Origin of the sequence: Cetobacterium somerae (assembly GCF_022430525.1) — a bacterium.
In the GTDB taxonomy this organism is placed as follows: Bacteria; Fusobacteriota; Fusobacteriia; order Fusobacteriales; family Fusobacteriaceae; genus Cetobacterium_A.
On sequence record NZ_CP092520.1, the window covers coordinates 624,849 to 643,621 of the forward strand.

Here is an 18,773-nt window from a genome sequence, read left to right on the forward strand (position 1 = left end):
ACTTAATTAATCTTCTATTTTTAAATTTGAATATTTTCTTTTTCTAGCAGCGATTCCAAGAATAATAGGAATTCCTAAAGTTGCAGTAACAGCAAAATTAGTTAAAGTTGCTAAAGCAATTTGAATCCAAACTTTTTGAGCTGGTTCACCATAGAAGTAAACATCGCCAACATAAGCAGCTAATCCTGCAAAAATCATTCCTAAAATAGCATAAAGATACATTTTAAATATGTGAACTTTAGTAACATGACCTGTTTCTAAAGAAAAACTTTTGTCTAAGGTAATTAATCCACCAAATAATCCAATAACAGCAGATAAGAAAACCCAACTAAACCAAACACTTCCCCACATAATCATATCATTTAAAGCGTGTCCAACAAAACCTACAAAGAATCCAACTAATGGACCAAAGATAGCTCCAAAAATTGTAAGAAGAGCGACAGCTATTCTAAATGATGTATTAGGACCAACAGGAATAGCAACTCCTGAAAGTACGCTATAAAGAGCAGCTCCAATACCGATAGCTACTACACTTTTGGTAGAAAATAATTCAGTTTTTTTTACATAATATCTGAAACCATCTTCTCCAATATACTTTTTTATCATATTTTATCCAACCTTTCTTTTCTAACCTTCCAATCAGGCATATAAAGTGATATAAAATTCCAAAACTCTTTTTGATGATGAGGATATTTTAAATGTGCTATTTCATGGAATGCCACATAATCAATACATTCAATAGGTTTTTTAATAAGTTCAATATTTAATGTAATGATTTTTGTGATAAACCTGCAAGACCCCCAACGTCTTTTCATTTTTCGAATTTTAAAACTAGAAAACTTTTCACCGATAAGGTTACTATATTTATTCAAAGATATTTCGAAAATTTTTAAAGCATTTTTCTTATACCAATTATAAATAAGAGTTTCAATATTTTTGTCATTAATCTCTTTATTAGTAAATATTTTAAAAAAACCATCTATAATTTCAATGTTATTATAAGAGCTTTTAAAAATTTCTAAAATATAAATTTTACCAAGATACTCTATATTGTCTCCATTTTTATATGATTTGTCAACTGATTTAGTTGAAAAATTTCTAACTTTTTCGAGATTTTTTAAAATCCATTCATTTTTAGATTTTAAAAAAGATTCAATAAAAGTATTAGGAGTTCTTTTGGGAACAGAAAGAGTAACAGTACCATCAGATTTAACTTTAAGAATAATATTTTTAATATTTTTTTTAGTAATTACTACATTATATTTCATTAATTCACCTTTAGATATCGTATTATAAATATTTTATCACAATAGTTTGATTTACGAAATAAAATAAATTAAAAAACTTTTTTTAATTAGTTAACAAAGATTTTGAGAAGTTTAGAGTGTTAATTGCTATATTGTTTAAATTATGATTATATATTAGTAATTTAATTGATATGGGAGGGGTTTATGGATAATTTACATAATCCAAGAGTTTTTAAAATAAATAGATTAAGTGCACATTCAAATCATAAATATGAAGGATTAAATATAGAGTGGAAAAAATGTTTAAATGGAATTTGGGATTTTTCATATTGTAATACATCTAATTGGACTAAAATTCAAGTTCCTGGCCATATGGAGTTACAAGGATATGGAGAACCACAATATGTTAATACAATGTATCCTTGGGATGGAAGAGAAAATTTAGAGCCAGGAGAGGTTCCGAAGGAGTTTAATCCTTTTGGAATTTATAAAAGAAATATAGATATACCAAAAGATTGGAAAAATAGACCAGTATATATTTCATTTCAAGGAGTTGAATCATCGCTAGAATTATATTGTAATGGGGAGTTTGTGGGATATAGTGAAGATAGTTTCACACCGAGTGAGTTTGAATTGACAAAATATTTAAAGAGTGAGAATAATGAAATAATAGTAAAAGTCTATAAATGGTGTAGTGGAAGTTGGTTAGAAGACCAAGATTTTTGGAGACTTTCAGGTATTTTTAGAGATGTTTATCTTTATTCAACTCCAGATGTACATGTAAAAGATATGTTTATAACTTCAGAATTAACAAATAATTTTAAAAAGGCAACTTTAAAAAATACACTAAAAATTCAAACTTATAAAGAAGCAATAGTAGATATTGAAATGGAGCTTATAGATAAAACAGAAGTTGTTTTAAAAATGGAAGAAAAAAATATAAAAATTGATAAAGAATTAAAACTAGAATTAAATAAAAAAGTAGAAAATCCAAAGTTATGGAGTGCTGAAAACCCCAATCTTTATGAAGTTAAAATTTTAATTAAAGATGCTAAAACAGGAGATATAATAGAAGAGTGTTGGCAAAAATTTGGATTTAGAAAATTTGAAATTTCAGATAAAATTATGAAAATAAACGGAGAGCGGATTGTATTTAAAGGTGTAAATAGACATGAGTTTAATTGTTATAGAGGAAGAGCAGTAACAGAAGAGGATATGATTTGGGATATAAAGTTTTTGAAAGCTAATAATTTTAATGCTGTTAGAACATCACATTATCCAAATCAAACTAGATGGTATGAGTTATGCGATGAGTATGGATTATATGTAATTGACGAGGTTAATTTAGAAACTCATGGAACTTGGCAAATTTTAGGGCAACCTTGTCCAGAAAAAGTTATACCAAATAACAATCCAGAATGGTTAGAGAATATAATAGATAGAGCAAAGTCTATGTTTGAAAGAGATAAAAATTATTCTTCTATAGTAATTTGGTCTTGTGGAAATGAATCTTTTGGAGGAGAAAACTTATTTAAAATGTCTGAATTTTTACGAAGTTTAGATAATACAAGGGTTATCCATTATGAGGGAATTTTTTGGGATAGAAGATATGATAAAACGTCGGATATGGAAAGCAGAATGTATGCAAAAGTTTATGAGATTGAAAAGTATTTGCAGGAAACACCTGAAAAACCATTTATACTATGTGAATATTCTCATGCTATGGGAAATTCTAATGGTGGACTTCATAAATATACAGAATTGGAAAGAAAATATCCAATGTATCAAGGAGGATTTATTTGGGATTATATAGACCAATCATTAATGAAGAAAGATCCTTTTGGTAAAGAGTATTTAGCTTTTGGAGGAGACTTTGGTGATAGACCAACTGATTATAATTTTTGTGTAAATGGAATTGTTTATGGAGATAGAAAACCATCACCAAAAGTTCAAGAGATTAAACAACTATTTTCAGATTATAAAATAAATGTAGAGGAAAAATATTTTACTATAATAAATGAAAGTTTATTCACAAATTGTTCAGAGTACGATACAAAAATAAAATTATTTAAAAATGGAATTAAAATATATGAAGAGAGTTTAGAATGTAATGTAAAACCATTGTCTGAAAAATCATTTAAATTAAATCTTCCTAAAGTAAAAGAGTATGGAGAATATACAATAGAGGTGTCTTTAAATTTAAAAGAGGATAGGTTTTATGCTTTAAAGGGACATGAAATTTGTTTTGGGCAAAAAATATATAAAATTGAAAAAAAAGTAAAAGAAAAATTAGAAGGAAAACCAATTTTTATAAATGGTGGATTTAATTTAGGAATAAAAACTAAAAAAATGGAATTAATATTTTCAAAAGCGTATGGTGGATTAATCTCATTAAAATTTGGAGGAAAAGAGTTTATAGATGGTGTTGTAATGCCAAACTTCTGGAGAGCCTCAACAGATAATGATAGAGGAAATAAGATGCCATTTAGATATGCCCAATGGAAACTTGCATCAATGTATGTAAAAATGGTTGATGTGAATGTTTTAGAAAAAGAAAATTCTGTGGAAATAAAAGCTAAGTATGAACTACCTACAAATCCTACTTCAGAATGTGAGATTACATATGAAGGTTTTGTTAATGGAAAATTAAAAATAAATATGGAATATAATGGAGTAAAAGGATTATCTGATATGCCATTATTTGGAATGAGTTATAAAGTTCCAAAAGAGTTTAGTGAAATAAAATGGTATGGAATGGGGCCAGAAGAAAATTATATAGATAGAGTTCATGGAGCTAAACTTGGAATTTTTGAAACAGATGTAAATAAAAATATGAGTGAATATGTGATTCCTCAAGAGTGTGGAAATAGAATAGGAACTAGATGGACAGAAATAACAAATAAGATGGGAGTAGGAATAAAGATTTCAAGTGAGGAGCCTTTTGAATTTAGTGCTTTACCTTATACGGTTAATGAAATAGAAAGTGCATATCATCACTACGAACTTCCTAAATCTCATTGTACTGCTTTAAATATAAATAAAATACAGATGGGGGTTGGAGGAGATGATTCGTGGGGAGCTCCAACACATGATGAATATTTAATTCCAAGCGACAAAAAGTATTTATTTAGTTATATAATAGAATCAAATATTTAAAATTAAAGCTAGAAGATACCTCTTCTAGCTTTTCCTATTTCTTAAAGGTAATATTGCTAAAAAATATAAAGCATGGTATAATAATACGTTAAATTTAATAGAGAATAGGAGAGTAAAATGACTATAGTAGAGTTTAAAAATGTATCAAAATCATTTTTTTCACAAAATTTATATAAACATGTTGATCTAGAAGTAAATTCTGGAGATAAAATAGCTCTTGTTGGAAACAATGGAACAGGAAAATCTACTTTAATTAAACTTTTATCTGGATCAGAAAATCCTGATAGAGGAACTGTAATTAGAGAGGAAGAAGCTGTAATATCTTGTTTTGATCAGTTTGGAAGAGTTGATTTAGATAGTAAAGTTCAAGATTTGTTAAATTCACCTTTTGAAAAAGTAATGTCTGTTCAAGCAGAATTGGATGCAGTTTCAGCAGAATTTACAGGTGATATGGATAACGATGAAAAAGTAATGGAAAAATATTCAAAATTATCTGATGAGTTTGAAAGTTTAGGAGGGTATTCATATATTCACGTTCAATCTGAATTTATAGATACTTTTGAACTAAATGATAAGTTAGATAAAAAGTTTAGAGAGTTAAGTGGAGGAGAAAGACAATATATAAGATTGGCTATAACTTTATTTAGTAATTCAGATTTAATAATTTTAGATGAGCCACTTTCATTCTTTGATAAGAAAAAGACAGCTTGGTTAACAAATTATATTAATGATAGTCCAAAAGCTTTTTTAGTAATATCACATAATATAGATTTTATAAGAACTTTCGCTACAAAAATCTTTGATATAGATAATAATAAAGTAGGAGTTTATGATTGTGATTATCCAGCTTATTTAAAAGAGAAAAAAGTTAGAATAGCAGAGGATAAAAAGAAAAATAGAGAAACTGAAGAAACGATAGAAGAAACTCAAGAAGCGATTGAAAAAAAATTAAAGTTATTAGAAAGATGTAACAATAAACATGCTCATGCTGTAATTTTAAGAAGAATGAGAAAAGAGCTAGAAAGATTACAAAGAGAAAGAATTAAGTTCTCGCCTGAGTATAAATATAATTATATTGATGCACCAGAAGATGTAATGATAACTGGGAAAAAAGAGTTTGAAGGACCAATTGTTGTTTTAAAAGATGTAATGAAAGAGTATCCAGATAAGATGTTATATAAAGATGCAAACTTAGTAGTAGATAGAGATACAAAAATTTGTATTGTTGGAGAAAATGGATCTGGAAAATCAACACTGCTAAAAATAATAGCTGGATTAGATAAGCCAACTTCAGGAGAAGTTTTTATAAATGAAAAAGCAACAATAGCATTTATAGAGCAAGATACAGTTTTTGAAAATGAAAATATGTATATTAAAGATTATTTAAAAGATAAAACGGGTCTTTCTGAAGAGTTTATAGAAGCTGCTATTGATAATCTTTACAATAATGAATTAGAGTTTAGAGATAAAAGAATATTTATGTTATCAGGTGGAGAGAAAAAAAGATTAGAGATTTTTACAAATACTTTAATGGAAACAGATTTATTGATAATAGATGAACCATCAACTTATATGGATGATTACTCAAGAACAGCTATAGCTAATATGCTTTTAGATTATCCTGGAGCAGTTATATTAGTAAGTCACGATAAAGTTTTAATGAGAAGAATAGGATTTGTAACTTACGATATTCGTGATAATAGATTTAGAATAAAAAATTAATAAAAAATAAAAAAGTTTATTGACAAAAAACAAATGTTGTGATACAATTTTTATGTCTTGAGGGATTCCTTCAAGACGTTAGCGGGAGTAGCTCAGTTGGTAGAGCGTCAGCCTTCCAAGCTGAATGTCGCGAGTTCGACCCTCGTCTCCCGCTCCAATTAAATATTTATCAAATGTGTCTGTAGCTCAGCTGGATAGAGCAACGCCCTTCTAAGGCGTGGGTCAGGAGTTCGAATCTCTTCAGACACGCCATTTTATTTATAAGCCGCTTTAGCTCATCTGGTAGAGCAACTGACTTGTAATCAGTAGGTGATTGGTTCGACTCCGATAAGCGGCACCATTTTGATTTTAAAAGCACGAAAGTGCTTTTTTTTTATATTTATTTATAAATTATAATTAAAATTAAAGGATTTCTTCAACTTAATTCGAATAATTTTTCAGAGTTTCAAATATAAGATAATAAACTAAGGAATTTTAAGATATAAGGAGGTTTTTTTATGTTACACAGAAGAAAAGTTGGAGAAGAAAAAGAAAAGGAGTATATGTTTGCTCCAGATAATTCAGCAACACCTTTATTTGGAAGTTATGAATCGGCTCATGTATTACCAAGAGAAAGTATAAATGAAAAAGCAATTAATCCAAATATAGCATATCAATTAATAGCAGATGAGATGATGCATGATGGAAATCCTAGATATAATCTAGCAACATTTGTACAAACTTACATGGAGCCAGAAGCAAAGCAAGTAATGGTTGATGCTATTGCAACAAATGCAATAGATAAAGCTGAGTATCCTCAAACAACAGAAGTTGAAAAAAGATGTGTAAATATAATAGCAAATTTATGGAATGCTCCAGAAACAGAGGAGTACATGGGAACATCTACAGTTGGTTCATCAGAGGCATGTATGCTAGGTGGAATGGCGATGAAATTTAGATGGAGAAAAAGAGCACAAGCTTTAGGTATAGACATAAATGCAAAAAAACCAAACTTAGTAGTAAGTTCAGGGTTCCAAGTAGTTTGGGAAAAGTTTGGAGTATATTGGGATGTAGAGTTAAGAGAAGTTCCAATGATGTCATTAGATGATTTAAGACTGGATCCAAAAGCAGCTATAGCAGCATGTGATGAGTACACTATAGGTATAGTACCAATAATGGGAATAACTTATACAGGAACATTTGATGATATAGTAGCTTTAGATAAAGAAGTGGAGGAATACAATAAAACAGCAAAATTATCAGTACCAATCCACGTAGATGCTGCATCAGGAGGGTTATATTTACCATTTGTTAATCCAGAATTAGTTTGGGATTTTAGACTTAAAAATGTAGTGTCTATAAGTACATCAGGACATAAATTTGGTTTAGTATACCCAGGACTTGGATGGGTAATGTGGAGAGATAAAGAATATTTACCAGAAGAGTTACTATTTAAAGTAGCTTATTTAGGAGCATTTGAACCAACTTTCCAAATAAATTTCTCAAGACCAGGAAGTCAAATATGGGCTCAGTATTACAATTTTGTAAGATGGGGTAAAGAAGGATATAAAGCAGTACATGAAAAATCAAGAGATGTAGGATTATTCTTAACAAAAGGATTAGAAAAATTAGGAATATTTAAAATCTTAAATAGTGGAGAGAATATTCCAATTGTATGTTGGATGTTAAAAGATGATCCAAAAAGAGCATGGACAGAGTATGATTTATCAGATAGATTAAGATATTATGGATGGCAGTTACCAGCATATCCATTACCAAAGAATTTTGAAGATGTAACAATAATGAGAGTTGTTGTAAGAGCTGACCAAAGTATGGAACAAATGTCGTTATTATTAAGAGATATGAAAGAATCAATAGATTATTTAGACAAACATATCACAGTAAAAAAAGAGATCAAAAAAACAGAAGATCATGTAGCAGGATACTCACACACAGAAAAAAGATTATTAAAAAAATAAAAGAAAAAAAGAAACTGCATCCTTATAAATAGGATGCAGTTTTTATTTAGAGATTTATAAATTACTAATTTTTAAAATTTCTTTAAAAATTGAAATAGTATCTTTTAGATTTATAGATTTTAATGATTTATCTTCTAATATTTTATTTGAATCACTTACATAAAATAATAAATTAGTTGGATTACAAGAAGGTGTTAAAGATATACTTTCTTTTAAAATCTCAATTTTAGGAAAAGGTTCATGTTTAAAATCCTCTAGTAAAATAATATCAAAATCTTTAAAATAGTTTAAATATTGGAAAAAACTATTGTTAACTCTATCCTTTAAGAGGATATAACTATTTTTAGAAAAAAGTAAACTTCCTTTAGCACCAGATTTTTTATATCTATTTAGTTCTTCATCTAATCCATCTAGATTATAATCAGAATCAAATTTAATAGTAGCTACTTTAAATCCAGCATCGTTAAAATGCTTTAATAGTTCCTCAATCAATAGAGTTTTACCACTATTTTTAGCACCACAAATAGCAATAAAAGGTTTATTTCCCATAAAAATAGAGTTAAACTTTAATTCTTCTTGAGTATCAATACTTCTTAAAAGCTTTTGACAATCAAAAGTTGTATTAGAAAGATTGATATATTTAACATTTAATTCAGAAAGAAGATCTTGAAGTCTATAATTTTTATCCATAATAGATCTTTCTATTGTACTTAATGAAGACTTATTATATATTCCAAAAAGAGGATAAGTTTTTCCTTTGCTATCTTTAATAATAACAGCATCATAATCATGAGAAATAAATTGTAATATAAAATTAATAAATTCTTTTGTAATATTTGGCATATCACAAGTTGTAACAAAAATAAAATCTGATTTTGTATTTAAAAGTCCTTGGTAGATTCCTTCGATAGGACCAGCATTATCTATAGTATCTGTAATAATAGTACCTCTAGGTATAAGAAAATTCTGATTTTTATTGATAGAAACCATTAAATTTTTAAAATTATCTAATTCTTGAGTTATTTTTTCTAAAAAAGTTCTATTTTTATCATATTTAAGTAAGGCTTTGTCTAAAAAATTCATTCTTGAGCTTTTTCCTCCAGCAAGAACTAGAGCATCAATGTTTTCAATTTTATTCATATATGTTACCTCCTGTGAGTTATAATTATGATGAGATACTTATATTATTAATTAGAATTGAAGGTGAACCAACACCAGATAGATTAAATTTTAAATCACTTCCAATATATTCGATATTTTTTAAAAGCTCGAAAAAATTCCCAGCTGAAGTAACTTGGTTTAATGGTTTGGAAATAATTCCATTTTCAATTAAAAATCCTTCTGTAGCTAGAGAAAAGTCTCCTGAGATAGAGTTTAATCCAGAATGTAAACCAGAAAAACCTGTGATTAAAATACCATTTTGCAATTTATTTAAAAGATCTTGGAATGAATGGTCTCCTTTTTCTAAATAAAGATTAAAAGATGAAATTCCCATTGTTCCTTTATACCCGCCTTTAGCAGCATTTCCTGTTGTTTTTACATTATCTTTTTTAGCTGTTTTTAGATTATGGAGATATGTTTTTAAAATACCATTTTCAATAAGATGTTTACACTGAGTTGGAACTCCTTCTGCATCAAAGGGAGCACTACCATAACCATCTTTTAAATGAGGATTATCAGTTATTGTAACAATAGAACTAGCAACAGCTTCTCCAATTTTACCTTTTAATTTTGAAACGCCTTTTTGAATAGCTTCACCAGAAAAAATTCCACTCATAGCTCCTAAAAGATCTGCAAAAGCATCATTTTCGATAATTACATTATAAACATTGCTTTCTATAGACGTTGAATTTAATTTATTCAAAGCCTTAGTAACAGCTTCGGTAGCTAATTTAACAGGGTCCATCTCTGAAAAGTTTTTAGTCACAATATATGCCGAATCATTTTTAATAGACTCTCCATCTTGAGCAACAACAGCTATGTAAGCATATATAGAGTTTCCATTATGATAAAGGTCTAAGCCTTTTGAATTTTTTATAATATTTTCTCCATATCCACTACCAATCATACAATAGTTAACACTTTTTATTCTAGAATCTAATTCTAAAGCAGTTTTTTCAGCTTTTAGTAAGAAATTGATTTTAGCATCAACTGTAACAGCTTTAAGATCTGGATTAAAAGCGTCGATTTTTTCATAAATACTTTTTTCTCCATATATTTCAATAACATCTAGATTCTCAATAACTTTAGCATTAGAGATAGCTCTTTCTATAAGTGGTATGATATCCTCTTCTTCAAGAGATTCAGTATAAGAGTATCCCATTTTTTCATTAACTTTAACTCTAAAAGAGATTCCCATATTTTGTGAGTTACTATATGTGTCAATTTCACCTTTAAAAACCTTAATAGTTTCATTTTCAGAAGATGTAAAATAAATTTCAAAATCATCTAACTTCATATCTTTAGCAGTATCAAAAACTTTATCTATAAATAATTTTATATCCATTATCTTCCTCCAACTACAATATCTTTTATTTTAATCCTAGGTTGTCCAACGTTAGCGGGAATACTTCCAGAAACAGATCCACACATTCCTTGTCCATGAGCTAAATTGTCTCCAACCATATCTATTTTATGAAGAATTTCAGGTCCATTACCGATTAAAGTTGCTCCTCTAACAGGTTCAGTAATTTTCCCATTTTTTATTAAATATCCTTCCATAATAGAGAAATTAAAGTCTCCTGTACTAGGATTAACAGATCCTCCTCCCATATACTTAGCATAGATTCCATTTTCAACATTAGATAGCATATCTTCTAAAGATGAGGTTCCATTTAAAATAAATGTGTTAGTCATTCTTGATGTTGGAGCATATTTATAAGATTCTCTTCTAGCACTTCCTGTACTTTCTACACCCATTCTTCTTCCGTTTAGCTTGTCCACCATATAGCCTTTTAAAATACCATTTTCAATTAAAAGATTTCTTCTTGTAGGAGTACCTTCGTCATCTATATTTGAAGAACCCCACTCGTTAGAGAGAGTTCCGTCATCTACTGCAGAAACAACACTACTTGCAACTTGCTCACCAATTTTTCCCGCAAAAACAGAAAGTCCTTTAGCTACACTTGTAGCCTCAAGTCCATGTCCACATGCCTCGTGGAATATTACTCCTCCAAATTCATTTTCAATAATAACAGGCATTTTTCCACTTGGAGCATATTTAGCACCAAGCATAGTTTTAGCAATTCTAGAAGCTTCTTTAGCATATGACTTTATATCAATCTCTTTAAAAAATTCAAATCCTTTAGCAGCTCCAGGCCGATATGAACCAGTTTGCATATCGTTCATATCAGAAGCAATACTTTCAATTCCAAGTCTACTTCTAACTCTGCTATCTTCAGCCCAAATACCCTCTGAGTTAGCAACTAAAATATTTTGTGTAGAATCATTATAGTTTACTCTAACTTGACTGATACAGTTGTCATATTCTTTAGCAGCATTATAAGCTTCTTTCATAATTGAAATTTTATCCTCTTTTAAAACGCTTCCAGGAGCTAAAATTATTTTATGTTTATTTTCTATTTCTTGTTTGATGAGATTTATAACAAGATCTTCTTTAGTTCCTCTTATAGCTTTAGAAGCCTTTTGTGCTACTTTTATAAGATTTTCTTTATTCATATCATTAGTATAGGCATAAACAGAAAATAAACCTTTGAAGATTCTTATTCCAATTCCAAAGTCTTTTCCTGAAATAGCTTGCTCAATTTTTCCATCAACCAAGTAGAAAGAATCTCCAACTTTATTTTCAACAAAAATCTCTGCAAAATCTCCGCCAGTAGAAAGTGCTTCATTTAATATATTTTCAACTAAACTCTTATCTATCATATAGATTTCTCCTTTTGATGTTTTTATTAGAGTATATCATATGTATTTTTTTTTAGATAGATGAATAATTAGAGTTAATAAGATGGAAAAAAAAACGAAAATATAGTATAATACTTCAATAAATAATAATATGGAGGAATTTTTTATGGAAAATTTTTTAGGGAATATGTCAGATGAAGTTATATTATATATAGCAAAATATTCTCCTGTGCTTATAAAAAAAGCGATATATTTATTAATACTTTATTTTACATATAATCCAGTTAAAGAGTTTGTGGTAGGTTCATTAAAGAAAATATTAAGAAAAAAGATTTTAGATGAATTGTTAGTAAATTTTTTACTGACATCAACAAGTTTAATGATAATGATTTTTTATTTTCTTAACTTATTAGAAATTTTAGGATTAAAAACTACATCAATTTTAGCATTAATAGGATCTGTAGGTGTTGGAATAGGATTAGCATTAAAAGGAAGTTTATCAGATGTAGCTGGTGGAATACAGATTTTAGTATCAAAACCTTTTAAAAAAGGCGATTTTATTATTGCTGCTGGAACAGAGGGAGCAGTTCAAAAGATAAGTTTTTTATATACTATTTTAAATAGTGTAGACAATAAAAAAATTATAGTTCCAAATGGAAAATTATCATCATCAATAGTTACTACAGTTACAGCCAATCCACAAAGAAGAGCAGATTTTTTATTTTTTACAGATAAAAAATGTAATATAGATAAAGTTAGAGAAGTACTTTTTGATGTTGTAAATAACCATCCGTCTGTTTTAAAGGACAAAGATATATTTGTTAAATTTGCAAAAGAGACACCAATAGCGTCAGAGTTTATTGTAAGAGTTTGGACTTTAAAAGAAAATTTTAGAGACTTAAATGCTGATATTCAAGAAGAAGTTAAAAAAAGATTTGATAAAGAGGGAATAAGAATTCCATATCAATCATATGAAATAAAAAAATACCTCTAAGATTATTCTTAAAGGTATTTTTATTTTACATTCCCATTTTTATTCCAACTTTTACTAACCACCAGTTTACAGGATATGCAGTTATAAAACCACAACACATAGCAATTTGCATCATAAACCAAAACTCCGGAGTTGTAGGAGATAGACGACCAAACCAAACAAATATAACAAGAGCCATCCAACCATACATACCTATTTGCCACGAGCTAAGAGAAAGAAAATCTATTTTAAGAGCTCTTAACCATACTTTTACCCCTTTTTCATTCATCATAGGAGAGATTGCAGCATATTGGAAAGTTACACCAGTTAGTAAAGCTAGAAAATAATCTAATGTCCACTCACCAAAAGTGTAATTGTTAAAAATAGTAAAAGGAAATACTAAAAATAGCCATGGACCAATTAGGTCAGCTAAAGAGCAACCAGCACCACAATGTAGAGTATCAGCAACAACACCTTGCCAAAAACTTGAATATTTATTATCATCCATTTTCATATTGCTCATATCCATGCCTTTCATATCCATGTCATCCATCTTCATATTGCTCATGTCCATATCTTTCATGTCATCCATCTTCATATTACTCATGTCCATGTCTTTCATATCATCCATCTTCATATTACTCATATCCATACCACTCATATCCATTTTTCTATATTTTCCAATAGTAAAATAAGCCCAAACTCCAAAGATTCCAGCCCATAGGCCATTAATAGGCCAAACTAGATTCATAATAGGCATCTCTTTTTGTGGATGTTTTAAAATATCAATGGTAATGCTTAATGCAGAAAGAATTCCGATAACGATAAAGATTTTAGAAATAATGTTAAACAATTAAATCACCGCCTAAAAATTTATTATTTAGTAATTAAATACATAAAAAAAATATGATTTCCTTTAAAAAATAGCTGTAAATAAAGGATAAATTATAAAAATAAAGTAAACATAATTACTTAACAATTAATAAGGAGGTTTTTATGGAAAAAATAATGGTATTATTTAAATATTATAATGATGCAAAGTTAGCTATAGAAAATTTTAAGTCACTAAAAAAGAGATTTGGGTTTGAAATATTACCGCTTTATATAAAAGAGTTAAGAGTTCCAACAGGAGTAACATTTTTAAGTCCTAGTATGACGATGGATATTTTAAAAGAATATGAAGATGAGTATATTGAAGATTTAAAAAATCTATTGTTGAAAGAGGGAATTAAGGATGAACTTGTTGTTGAGATAGGAATAAATAAAGAGATAGTTCAGGAATATTTAAAAAAAGTGGATTGTTTAATGTTAGAAGAAACTGAATATTTAGATGAAGATTTTTTAGATATATTAAAGATTATATATAAACCTGTTATTATTGTAAATAAAAGTGTATCATCTTTTAAAAATGTTGTAATAATTTCAGATGATGGAGTCAAAGTTAATAAAAGTGTAAATAGCTTTATTAGAGATTTTCCTCAAGTAAAAAGTGTTACTTTATTAAGTTGGAATTATAAATATCAAGAAAACAATTTGCTTGAGTTATTAGAAAGAAAAGGAATTGAAGCAAAAATAGAGATGTTTAATCAACAATTTAATACAAAAGATGAATTTTTTCAAAGGATGAATGAATTTGATTTTATAATAATGGGAAATTTAAGTAAATCATTTTTCTTTGAAAAAATAACAAAACGTATGGGAGTAGAGATAATAGAAAAAGCAACAAAACCAATTTTTATAGGTTAAAAAAATAGCAGAGCTTATAAACTCTGCTATTTGTATAATAATTATTCGTTATAATATAAGTTTTCAGTTGGGAATACTGGGTCTGATGTTACATCAACACCAAGTTTTCTTAATGTTTGCTCGTCACCTTTACCTAAGATAGTAGTTGAGTGAAGTTGTGCTCCTTTTAACATTGGAAGTTGATCAAGAGCAGCTTGAGCCATAGGGTTAGTTGTAGCTGAAATAGTAAGAGCAATAAGCATCTCTTCACAATCTAATCCTAAATTTTTGCTTTGTAATGTATTCTTCTTTAATTTTGTAATATCTTCGATTATTGTTGGAGATATTAAGTGGATATTATCGTTAATTCCAGCGATAGCTTTTAAAGCATTGATTAAAACAGCTGATGAAGCATCTAAAACATTAGATTTTTTACCAGTGAAAATCATTTCATTTGAAAGTTCCATAGCAACAGATGATAAAAGTTCATTTTTCTCACAAGCTTGTTTTTGCTTATCTAAATGTTCTCTAGCAGCAGTAACTACTTTTCTATCACTCTCTTTTAAATCTAACTCTTCCATAATAAGCTTAGCTCTTTGGAAAGTTTCTTTATCAACATATCCTTTTTTATATTCACATCCAGTTTTGAAGTATCTTCTGATAATCTCTTGTTTAGAAGCTTCTCTAACAACTTCATCATCAGTGATTCCAAAACCTACTCTATTAACTCCCATATCAGTTGGAGATTTATAGATTGATTCTTTATTTGTTATTTTTTCAATAATTCTTTTTAATACTGGGAAAGCTTCAATGTCTCTGTTGTAGTTAACAGCAGTCTCACCATATGCTTCAAGGTGGAATGAGTCAATCATATTAACGTCTTTTAAATCTACAGTAGCAGCTTCATAAGCTATATTTAAAGGATGCTTTAAAGGTACGTTCCAAACAGGGAAAGTTTCAAATTTTGAATACCCAACAGCATTTCCTCTTTTATTTTCATGATAAAGTTGACTTAAACAAGTAGCTAATTTTCCACTTCCAGGTCCTGGAGCAGTAACAACAACAATTGGCTTAGTTGTTTCAATAAATGGATTTTTTCCATATCCTTCTTCACTAACTATAGTGTCAACATCAGTAGGATATCCTTTTGTAGCTCTATGTTTGTAAACTTTAATTCCTCTTCTCTCTAATTTTGTTATAAAAAGAGATGTAGATGGTTGGTCGTCATATCTTGTTATAACAACACTATTTACTTCAAGCTCACGCTCTCTTAAATCATCGATTAATCTAAAAACATCCATATCATATGTAATACCGAAATCTCCTCTAATCTTATTTCTTTCGATATCTCCAGCATAAACACAGATTATAACTTCAACTTTTTCTTTTAATTTTTGAAGTAATTTGATTTTTGCGTTTTCATCAAACCCCGGTAAAACTCTTTTTGCATGTAAGTCAAATAACAGTTTACCACCAAACTCAAGATATAATTTGTCAAAATTATTAACTCTTTCTAGGATATATTTCGATTGTTCCTCTAGATATTTATTGTGATCAAAACCTATTTTCATGACTCACTCCTTCATTTTTTTCATATTTTGTCAGAGCTATTCCTGACTCTATATCATAGCATGATATAAAAAAAAAATCTAGCTTAAAAATATTTTTTTATGATATAATTATAAAAATTTTGATGGAGGATGAGATGAAAAAGTTACCAATAATAATAGATTGTGATCCAGGATGCGATGATACAATAGCGTTGCTTTTAGCTTTTGCTAGTGAAAGTTTAGATATAAAAGGAGTTACAGTTTCAGCAGGAAATGTTCATATAAATAATACAACGGAAAATACAAGAAAATTAGTAGGGGCTTTTAAACCGGAAATTAAAGTTGCAAAAGGGTGTGAGAAACCATTATTTAAAACTATAGTAACAGCTCCAGAAGTACATGGTGAAACTGGTCTTGGATGCGTAGTTTTACCTGAAACAGAAAAAATGATTGAAAAAATTAATGCAGTTGAATTTATAGCTCAAACATTAAAAGAAAGTGAAGAAAAGATAACTATTGTAATAACGGGACCGATGACAAATATAGCTGTATTTTTAATGATGTATCCAGAACTAAAATCAAAGATAGAAAAATTTGTAATAATGGGAGGCTCATCAATAGGTGGAAATGTAACACCTTCAGCAGAGTTTAATATCTATGTTGATGCAGAAGCTGCAGATATTGTTTTTAAATCTGGAGTTGAAATTGTATTATGTCCATTAGATGTAACTATGAAAGCTTTTGTTACTGAAAAAGAATTAAAAGAAATAGGAGAAATAGAAGGATTAGCATCTGAAGTAGCATATGGAGCTATAAAAAATGCTCTTGATTTCTACAAAGAATTTTATCAAAAAACAGAAGTTCCAATGCACGACCCTTGTACAATTGCATATTTATTGAATCCAAATATTTTTAAAGGACAAAAAGTATTTTTAGGAACAGAACTTAAAGGTGAATTCACTTATGGTGAAACAATAATAGATTATAGAAATAAACTTGGAAAAGAGAAAAATGCATTTGTTTTAAACGAGATTAATAGAGAAGAATTTATAAAACTTATAAAAAATTCGGTGAAAATTTTAAAAAAATAACGATTTAAGAAAACCAAAGAAGTCTACTTTGGTTTTTTTATTTGGCATTTTTTATAAAAAATAGTATAATGAAGTAATACTTTTAATTTTTTTGGTGATTATTTTCACATTTTTTTTGATATATCAATGAATTAAATAATTAATTATTTAAATTATTTATATATTCTATTTCAAAAAACAATAATTAGGTGCTATAATCGAAAAACACGCACACTTTATAAACATTAACAGGAGGTATTAAGATGACAATTGAGTTATCAACAATTCAGACTATAGCAATGGCAGTTGTTGTATTGTATATAGGTAAATTTTTAAATCACAACTTCAAATTTTTAAAGGAAAACTGTATTCCTGAATCAGTTACAGGAGGAACAGCCTTCTCGATAATTACTTTTATTGGATATAAAACGGGTATGTTTAATTTTATATTCGAAGATTCTTTAAGAAATATATTTATGATTGCATTTTTTACAACAGTAGGATATTCAGCTAGTTTAAAATTATTAAAAAAAGCAGGAATGCCTGTATTTATGTTTTTAATAGCTTCAGTAGGATTAGCAATATCACAAAATATACTAGGAGTAGGATTAGCACAAATTTTAAAATTAAATCCATTGATAGGATTAGCTACAGGATCTATGTCAACGACAGGTGGTCCAGGAACAGCTGGAGCTTTTGCTCCTATTTTAGAAAGTTATGGGGCAGAGGGAGCAACAGTAGTTGCAATGGCTACTGCAACATATGCTTTGATAGTTGGAAGTTTAATATCAGGACCACTAGCTAATAGATTGATAAAAAAACATAATCTTTTAGAGAAAAGAGATGGTGTTGGAATGTATGACTCAGATGAAGAGAAAAAGACACCATTAGATCCAAAACATGTTTCTACGGCTTCTTTTCAAATAATAATGGCTATGGGAATAGGAAGTTTGATATCTAACTATTTATCAAAAGCGGGAATAGTTTTACCGTCTTATATTGGAGCTATGTTTGCAGCAGCTTTAATTAGAAATATATCTGATTTCACTGGAGCATACGAAGTTCATTTAGATATTATAAATATAATTGGAGGATTTACATTAACTATATTCCTTTCAATGACTTTAATGAGTTTCAAATTATGGGAATTACAAGGATTGGCACTCCCTTTAGTAATAATGTTAGTTGCTCAGACAATATTAATAGGAGTATTTGCATACTTTATTACGTTTAGATTGACAGGAAAAGATTACGATGCAGTTGTAATGACAAGTGGTCATTGTGGATGTGGATTTGGAACAACACCAAAAGCATTAGCAAATATGGAAGCTTTAACAGCAAAATATTTCCCATCACCAAAAGCATTTTTTGTTATTCCTATAGTAGGTGGATTATTTATAGATTTCTTTAATGCTGGAATAATAACTTTATTTATGAATATTTTACATTAATTTTGAAAACGCCTTCTAAAAATTAAAGGAATTTAAAAAAAATGAAGAAGAAGTATA

14 protein-coding genes and 3 tRNA genes are annotated in these 18,773 nt (G+C 28.5%); 10 read left to right on the forward strand and 7 right to left on the reverse strand.

Features of this window, described 5'->3' with window-relative positions; translation table 11 throughout:
• Window positions 1–6: 6 nt before the first annotated feature.
• Together MKD34_RS11965 and MKD34_RS11970 are read right to left on the reverse strand one after the other, a co-directional pair.
• A complete protein-coding gene (locus tag MKD34_RS11965) occupies window positions 7–606 on the reverse strand; it encodes an ECF-type riboflavin transporter substrate-binding protein (RefSeq protein WP_023051663.1) in 600 nt (199 codons plus the stop codon).
• Window positions 603–1,268: a M48 family metallopeptidase gene (locus MKD34_RS11970; RefSeq protein WP_240220671.1), complete on the reverse strand. Its 666-nt coding sequence runs from the start codon at window positions 1,266–1,268 to the stop codon at window positions 603–605. The genes MKD34_RS11965 and MKD34_RS11970 overlap by 4 nt, the downstream gene beginning before the upstream one ends.
• A 183-nt stretch (window positions 1,269–1,451) precedes the next feature.
• Between MKD34_RS11970 and MKD34_RS11975 the strand changes: the two genes are divergently transcribed.
• From MKD34_RS11975 to MKD34_RS12000, 6 genes are all read left to right on the forward strand, one after another.
• A complete protein-coding gene (locus MKD34_RS11975; RefSeq protein ID WP_240220673.1) occupies window positions 1,452–4,403 on the forward strand; it encodes a glycoside hydrolase family 2 TIM barrel-domain containing protein in 2,952 nt (983 codons plus the stop codon).
• 117 nt (window positions 4,404–4,520) lie between these two features.
• A complete protein-coding gene (locus tag MKD34_RS11980) occupies window positions 4,521–6,125 on the forward strand; it encodes an ABC-F family ATP-binding cassette domain-containing protein (RefSeq protein WP_240220674.1) in 1,605 nt (534 codons plus the stop codon).
• A gap of 81 nt (window positions 6,126–6,206) precedes the next feature.
• Window positions 6,207–6,282 (forward strand) — tRNA-Gly (locus MKD34_RS11985).
• An 18-nt stretch (window positions 6,283–6,300) separates the two neighbouring features.
• Window positions 6,301–6,377: transfer RNA gene (locus MKD34_RS11990), tRNA-Arg, on the forward strand.
• Window positions 6,378–6,389: 12 nt separating this feature from the next.
• Window positions 6,390–6,465: transfer RNA gene (locus MKD34_RS11995), tRNA-Thr, on the forward strand.
• Window positions 6,466–6,667: 202 nt separating this feature from the next.
• The gene (locus tag MKD34_RS12000; RefSeq protein WP_240221613.1) at window positions 6,668–8,083 is read left to right on the forward strand and encodes a glutamate decarboxylase; all 1,416 of its coding nucleotides are present in this window, start codon (window positions 6,668–6,670) and stop codon (window positions 8,081–8,083) included.
• 54 nt (window positions 8,084–8,137) lie between these two features.
• Here MKD34_RS12000 and mobB read toward each other — a convergent pair whose 3' ends face one another.
• From mobB to MKD34_RS12015, 3 genes are read right to left on the reverse strand one after another with little or no spacing between them, the layout of a single operon-like run.
• A complete protein-coding gene (gene mobB / locus MKD34_RS12005; RefSeq protein WP_240220676.1) occupies window positions 8,138–9,223 on the reverse strand; it encodes a molybdopterin-guanine dinucleotide biosynthesis protein B in 1,086 nt (361 codons plus the stop codon).
• A 25-nt stretch (window positions 9,224–9,248) separates the two neighbouring features.
• Window positions 9,249–10,589, reverse strand: a complete 1,341-nt coding sequence (locus tag MKD34_RS12010; RefSeq protein WP_240220678.1) for a TldD/PmbA family protein — start codon at window positions 10,587–10,589, stop codon at window positions 9,249–9,251.
• The gene (locus MKD34_RS12015; RefSeq protein WP_240220680.1) at window positions 10,589–11,968 is read right to left on the reverse strand and encodes a TldD/PmbA family protein; all 1,380 of its coding nucleotides are present in this window, start codon (window positions 11,966–11,968) and stop codon (window positions 10,589–10,591) included. The genes MKD34_RS12010 and MKD34_RS12015 overlap by 1 nt, the downstream gene beginning before the upstream one ends.
• A gap of 145 nt (window positions 11,969–12,113) precedes the next feature.
• Between MKD34_RS12015 and MKD34_RS12020 the strand changes: the two genes are divergently transcribed.
• Window positions 12,114–12,941 (forward strand): mechanosensitive ion channel family protein, encoded by an 828-nt coding sequence (locus tag MKD34_RS12020; protein WP_240220682.1) that lies wholly within the window; start codon window positions 12,114–12,116, stop codon window positions 12,939–12,941.
• Window positions 12,942–12,966: 25 nt separating this feature from the next.
• On the opposite strand, the gene MKD34_RS12025 is transcribed toward MKD34_RS12020, so the two are convergent.
• Complete coding sequence (locus MKD34_RS12025; RefSeq protein WP_240220684.1) at window positions 12,967–13,773, reverse strand: DUF4396 domain-containing protein; 807 nt, start codon at window positions 13,771–13,773, stop codon at window positions 12,967–12,969.
• A 143-nt stretch (window positions 13,774–13,916) separates the two neighbouring features.
• Between MKD34_RS12025 and MKD34_RS12030 the strand changes: the two genes are divergently transcribed.
• Window positions 13,917–14,666, forward strand: coding sequence for an adenine nucleotide alpha hydrolase family protein (locus MKD34_RS12030; RefSeq protein WP_240220686.1), 750 nt, complete (start codon window positions 13,917–13,919; stop codon window positions 14,664–14,666).
• 41 nt (window positions 14,667–14,707) lie between these two features.
• Here MKD34_RS12030 and MKD34_RS12035 read toward each other — a convergent pair whose 3' ends face one another.
• Complete coding sequence (locus MKD34_RS12035) at window positions 14,708–16,216, reverse strand: DUF1846 domain-containing protein (RefSeq protein ID WP_023052501.1); 1,509 nt, start codon at window positions 16,214–16,216, stop codon at window positions 14,708–14,710.
• A gap of 134 nt (window positions 16,217–16,350) precedes the next feature.
• Here MKD34_RS12035 and MKD34_RS12040 point away from each other — a divergent pair, with 134 nt between their 5' ends.
• Together MKD34_RS12040 and gltS are read left to right on the forward strand one after the other, a co-directional pair.
• Window positions 16,351–17,286, forward strand: a complete 936-nt coding sequence (locus tag MKD34_RS12040; RefSeq protein WP_240220688.1) for a nucleoside hydrolase — start codon at window positions 16,351–16,353, stop codon at window positions 17,284–17,286.
• Between the two features lie 242 nt (window positions 17,287–17,528).
• A complete protein-coding gene (gene gltS, locus MKD34_RS12045) occupies window positions 17,529–18,716 on the forward strand; it encodes a sodium/glutamate symporter (RefSeq protein ID WP_240220690.1) in 1,188 nt (395 codons plus the stop codon).
• The last annotated feature ends 57 nt before the right edge of the window (window positions 18,717–18,773 follow it).

What these genes read in the sequence shown, in the direction of transcription:
- MKD34_RS12040 (WP_240220688.1), top strand. Translation starts at nt 16,351, where the DNA reads ATGAAAAAGTTACCAATAATAATAGATTGTGATCCAGGATGCGATGAT.
- MKD34_RS11975 (WP_240220673.1), top strand. Translation starts at nt 1,452, where the DNA reads ATGGATAATTTACATAATCCAAGAGTTTTTAAAATAAATAGATTAAGT.
- MKD34_RS12015 (WP_240220680.1), bottom strand. Translation starts at nt 11,968, where the DNA reads ATGATAGATAAGAGTTTAGTTGAAAATATATTAAATGAAGCACTTTCT.
- MKD34_RS12020 (WP_240220682.1), top strand. Translation starts at nt 12,114, where the DNA reads ATGGAAAATTTTTTAGGGAATATGTCAGATGAAGTTATATTATATATA.
- MKD34_RS11970 (WP_240220671.1), bottom strand. Translation starts at nt 1,268, where the DNA reads ATGAAATATAATGTAGTAATTACTAAAAAAAATATTAAAAATATTATT.
- MKD34_RS12030 (WP_240220686.1), top strand. Translation starts at nt 13,917, where the DNA reads ATGGAAAAAATAATGGTATTATTTAAATATTATAATGATGCAAAGTTA.
- MKD34_RS12000 (WP_240221613.1), top strand. Translation starts at nt 6,668, where the DNA reads ATGTTTGCTCCAGATAATTCAGCAACACCTTTATTTGGAAGTTATGAA.
- MKD34_RS12035 (WP_023052501.1), bottom strand. Translation starts at nt 16,216, where the DNA reads ATGAAAATAGGTTTTGATCACAATAAATATCTAGAGGAACAATCGAAA.
- MKD34_RS11980 (WP_240220674.1), top strand. Translation starts at nt 4,521, where the DNA reads ATGACTATAGTAGAGTTTAAAAATGTATCAAAATCATTTTTTTCACAA.
- gltS (WP_240220690.1), top strand. Translation starts at nt 17,529, where the DNA reads ATGACAATTGAGTTATCAACAATTCAGACTATAGCAATGGCAGTTGTT.
- MKD34_RS11965 (WP_023051663.1), bottom strand. Translation starts at nt 606, where the DNA reads ATGATAAAAAAGTATATTGGAGAAGATGGTTTCAGATATTATGTAAAA.
- mobB (WP_240220676.1), bottom strand. Translation starts at nt 9,223, where the DNA reads ATGAATAAAATTGAAAACATTGATGCTCTAGTTCTTGCTGGAGGAAAA.
- MKD34_RS12010 (WP_240220678.1), bottom strand. Translation starts at nt 10,589, where the DNA reads ATGGATATAAAATTATTTATAGATAAAGTTTTTGATACTGCTAAAGAT.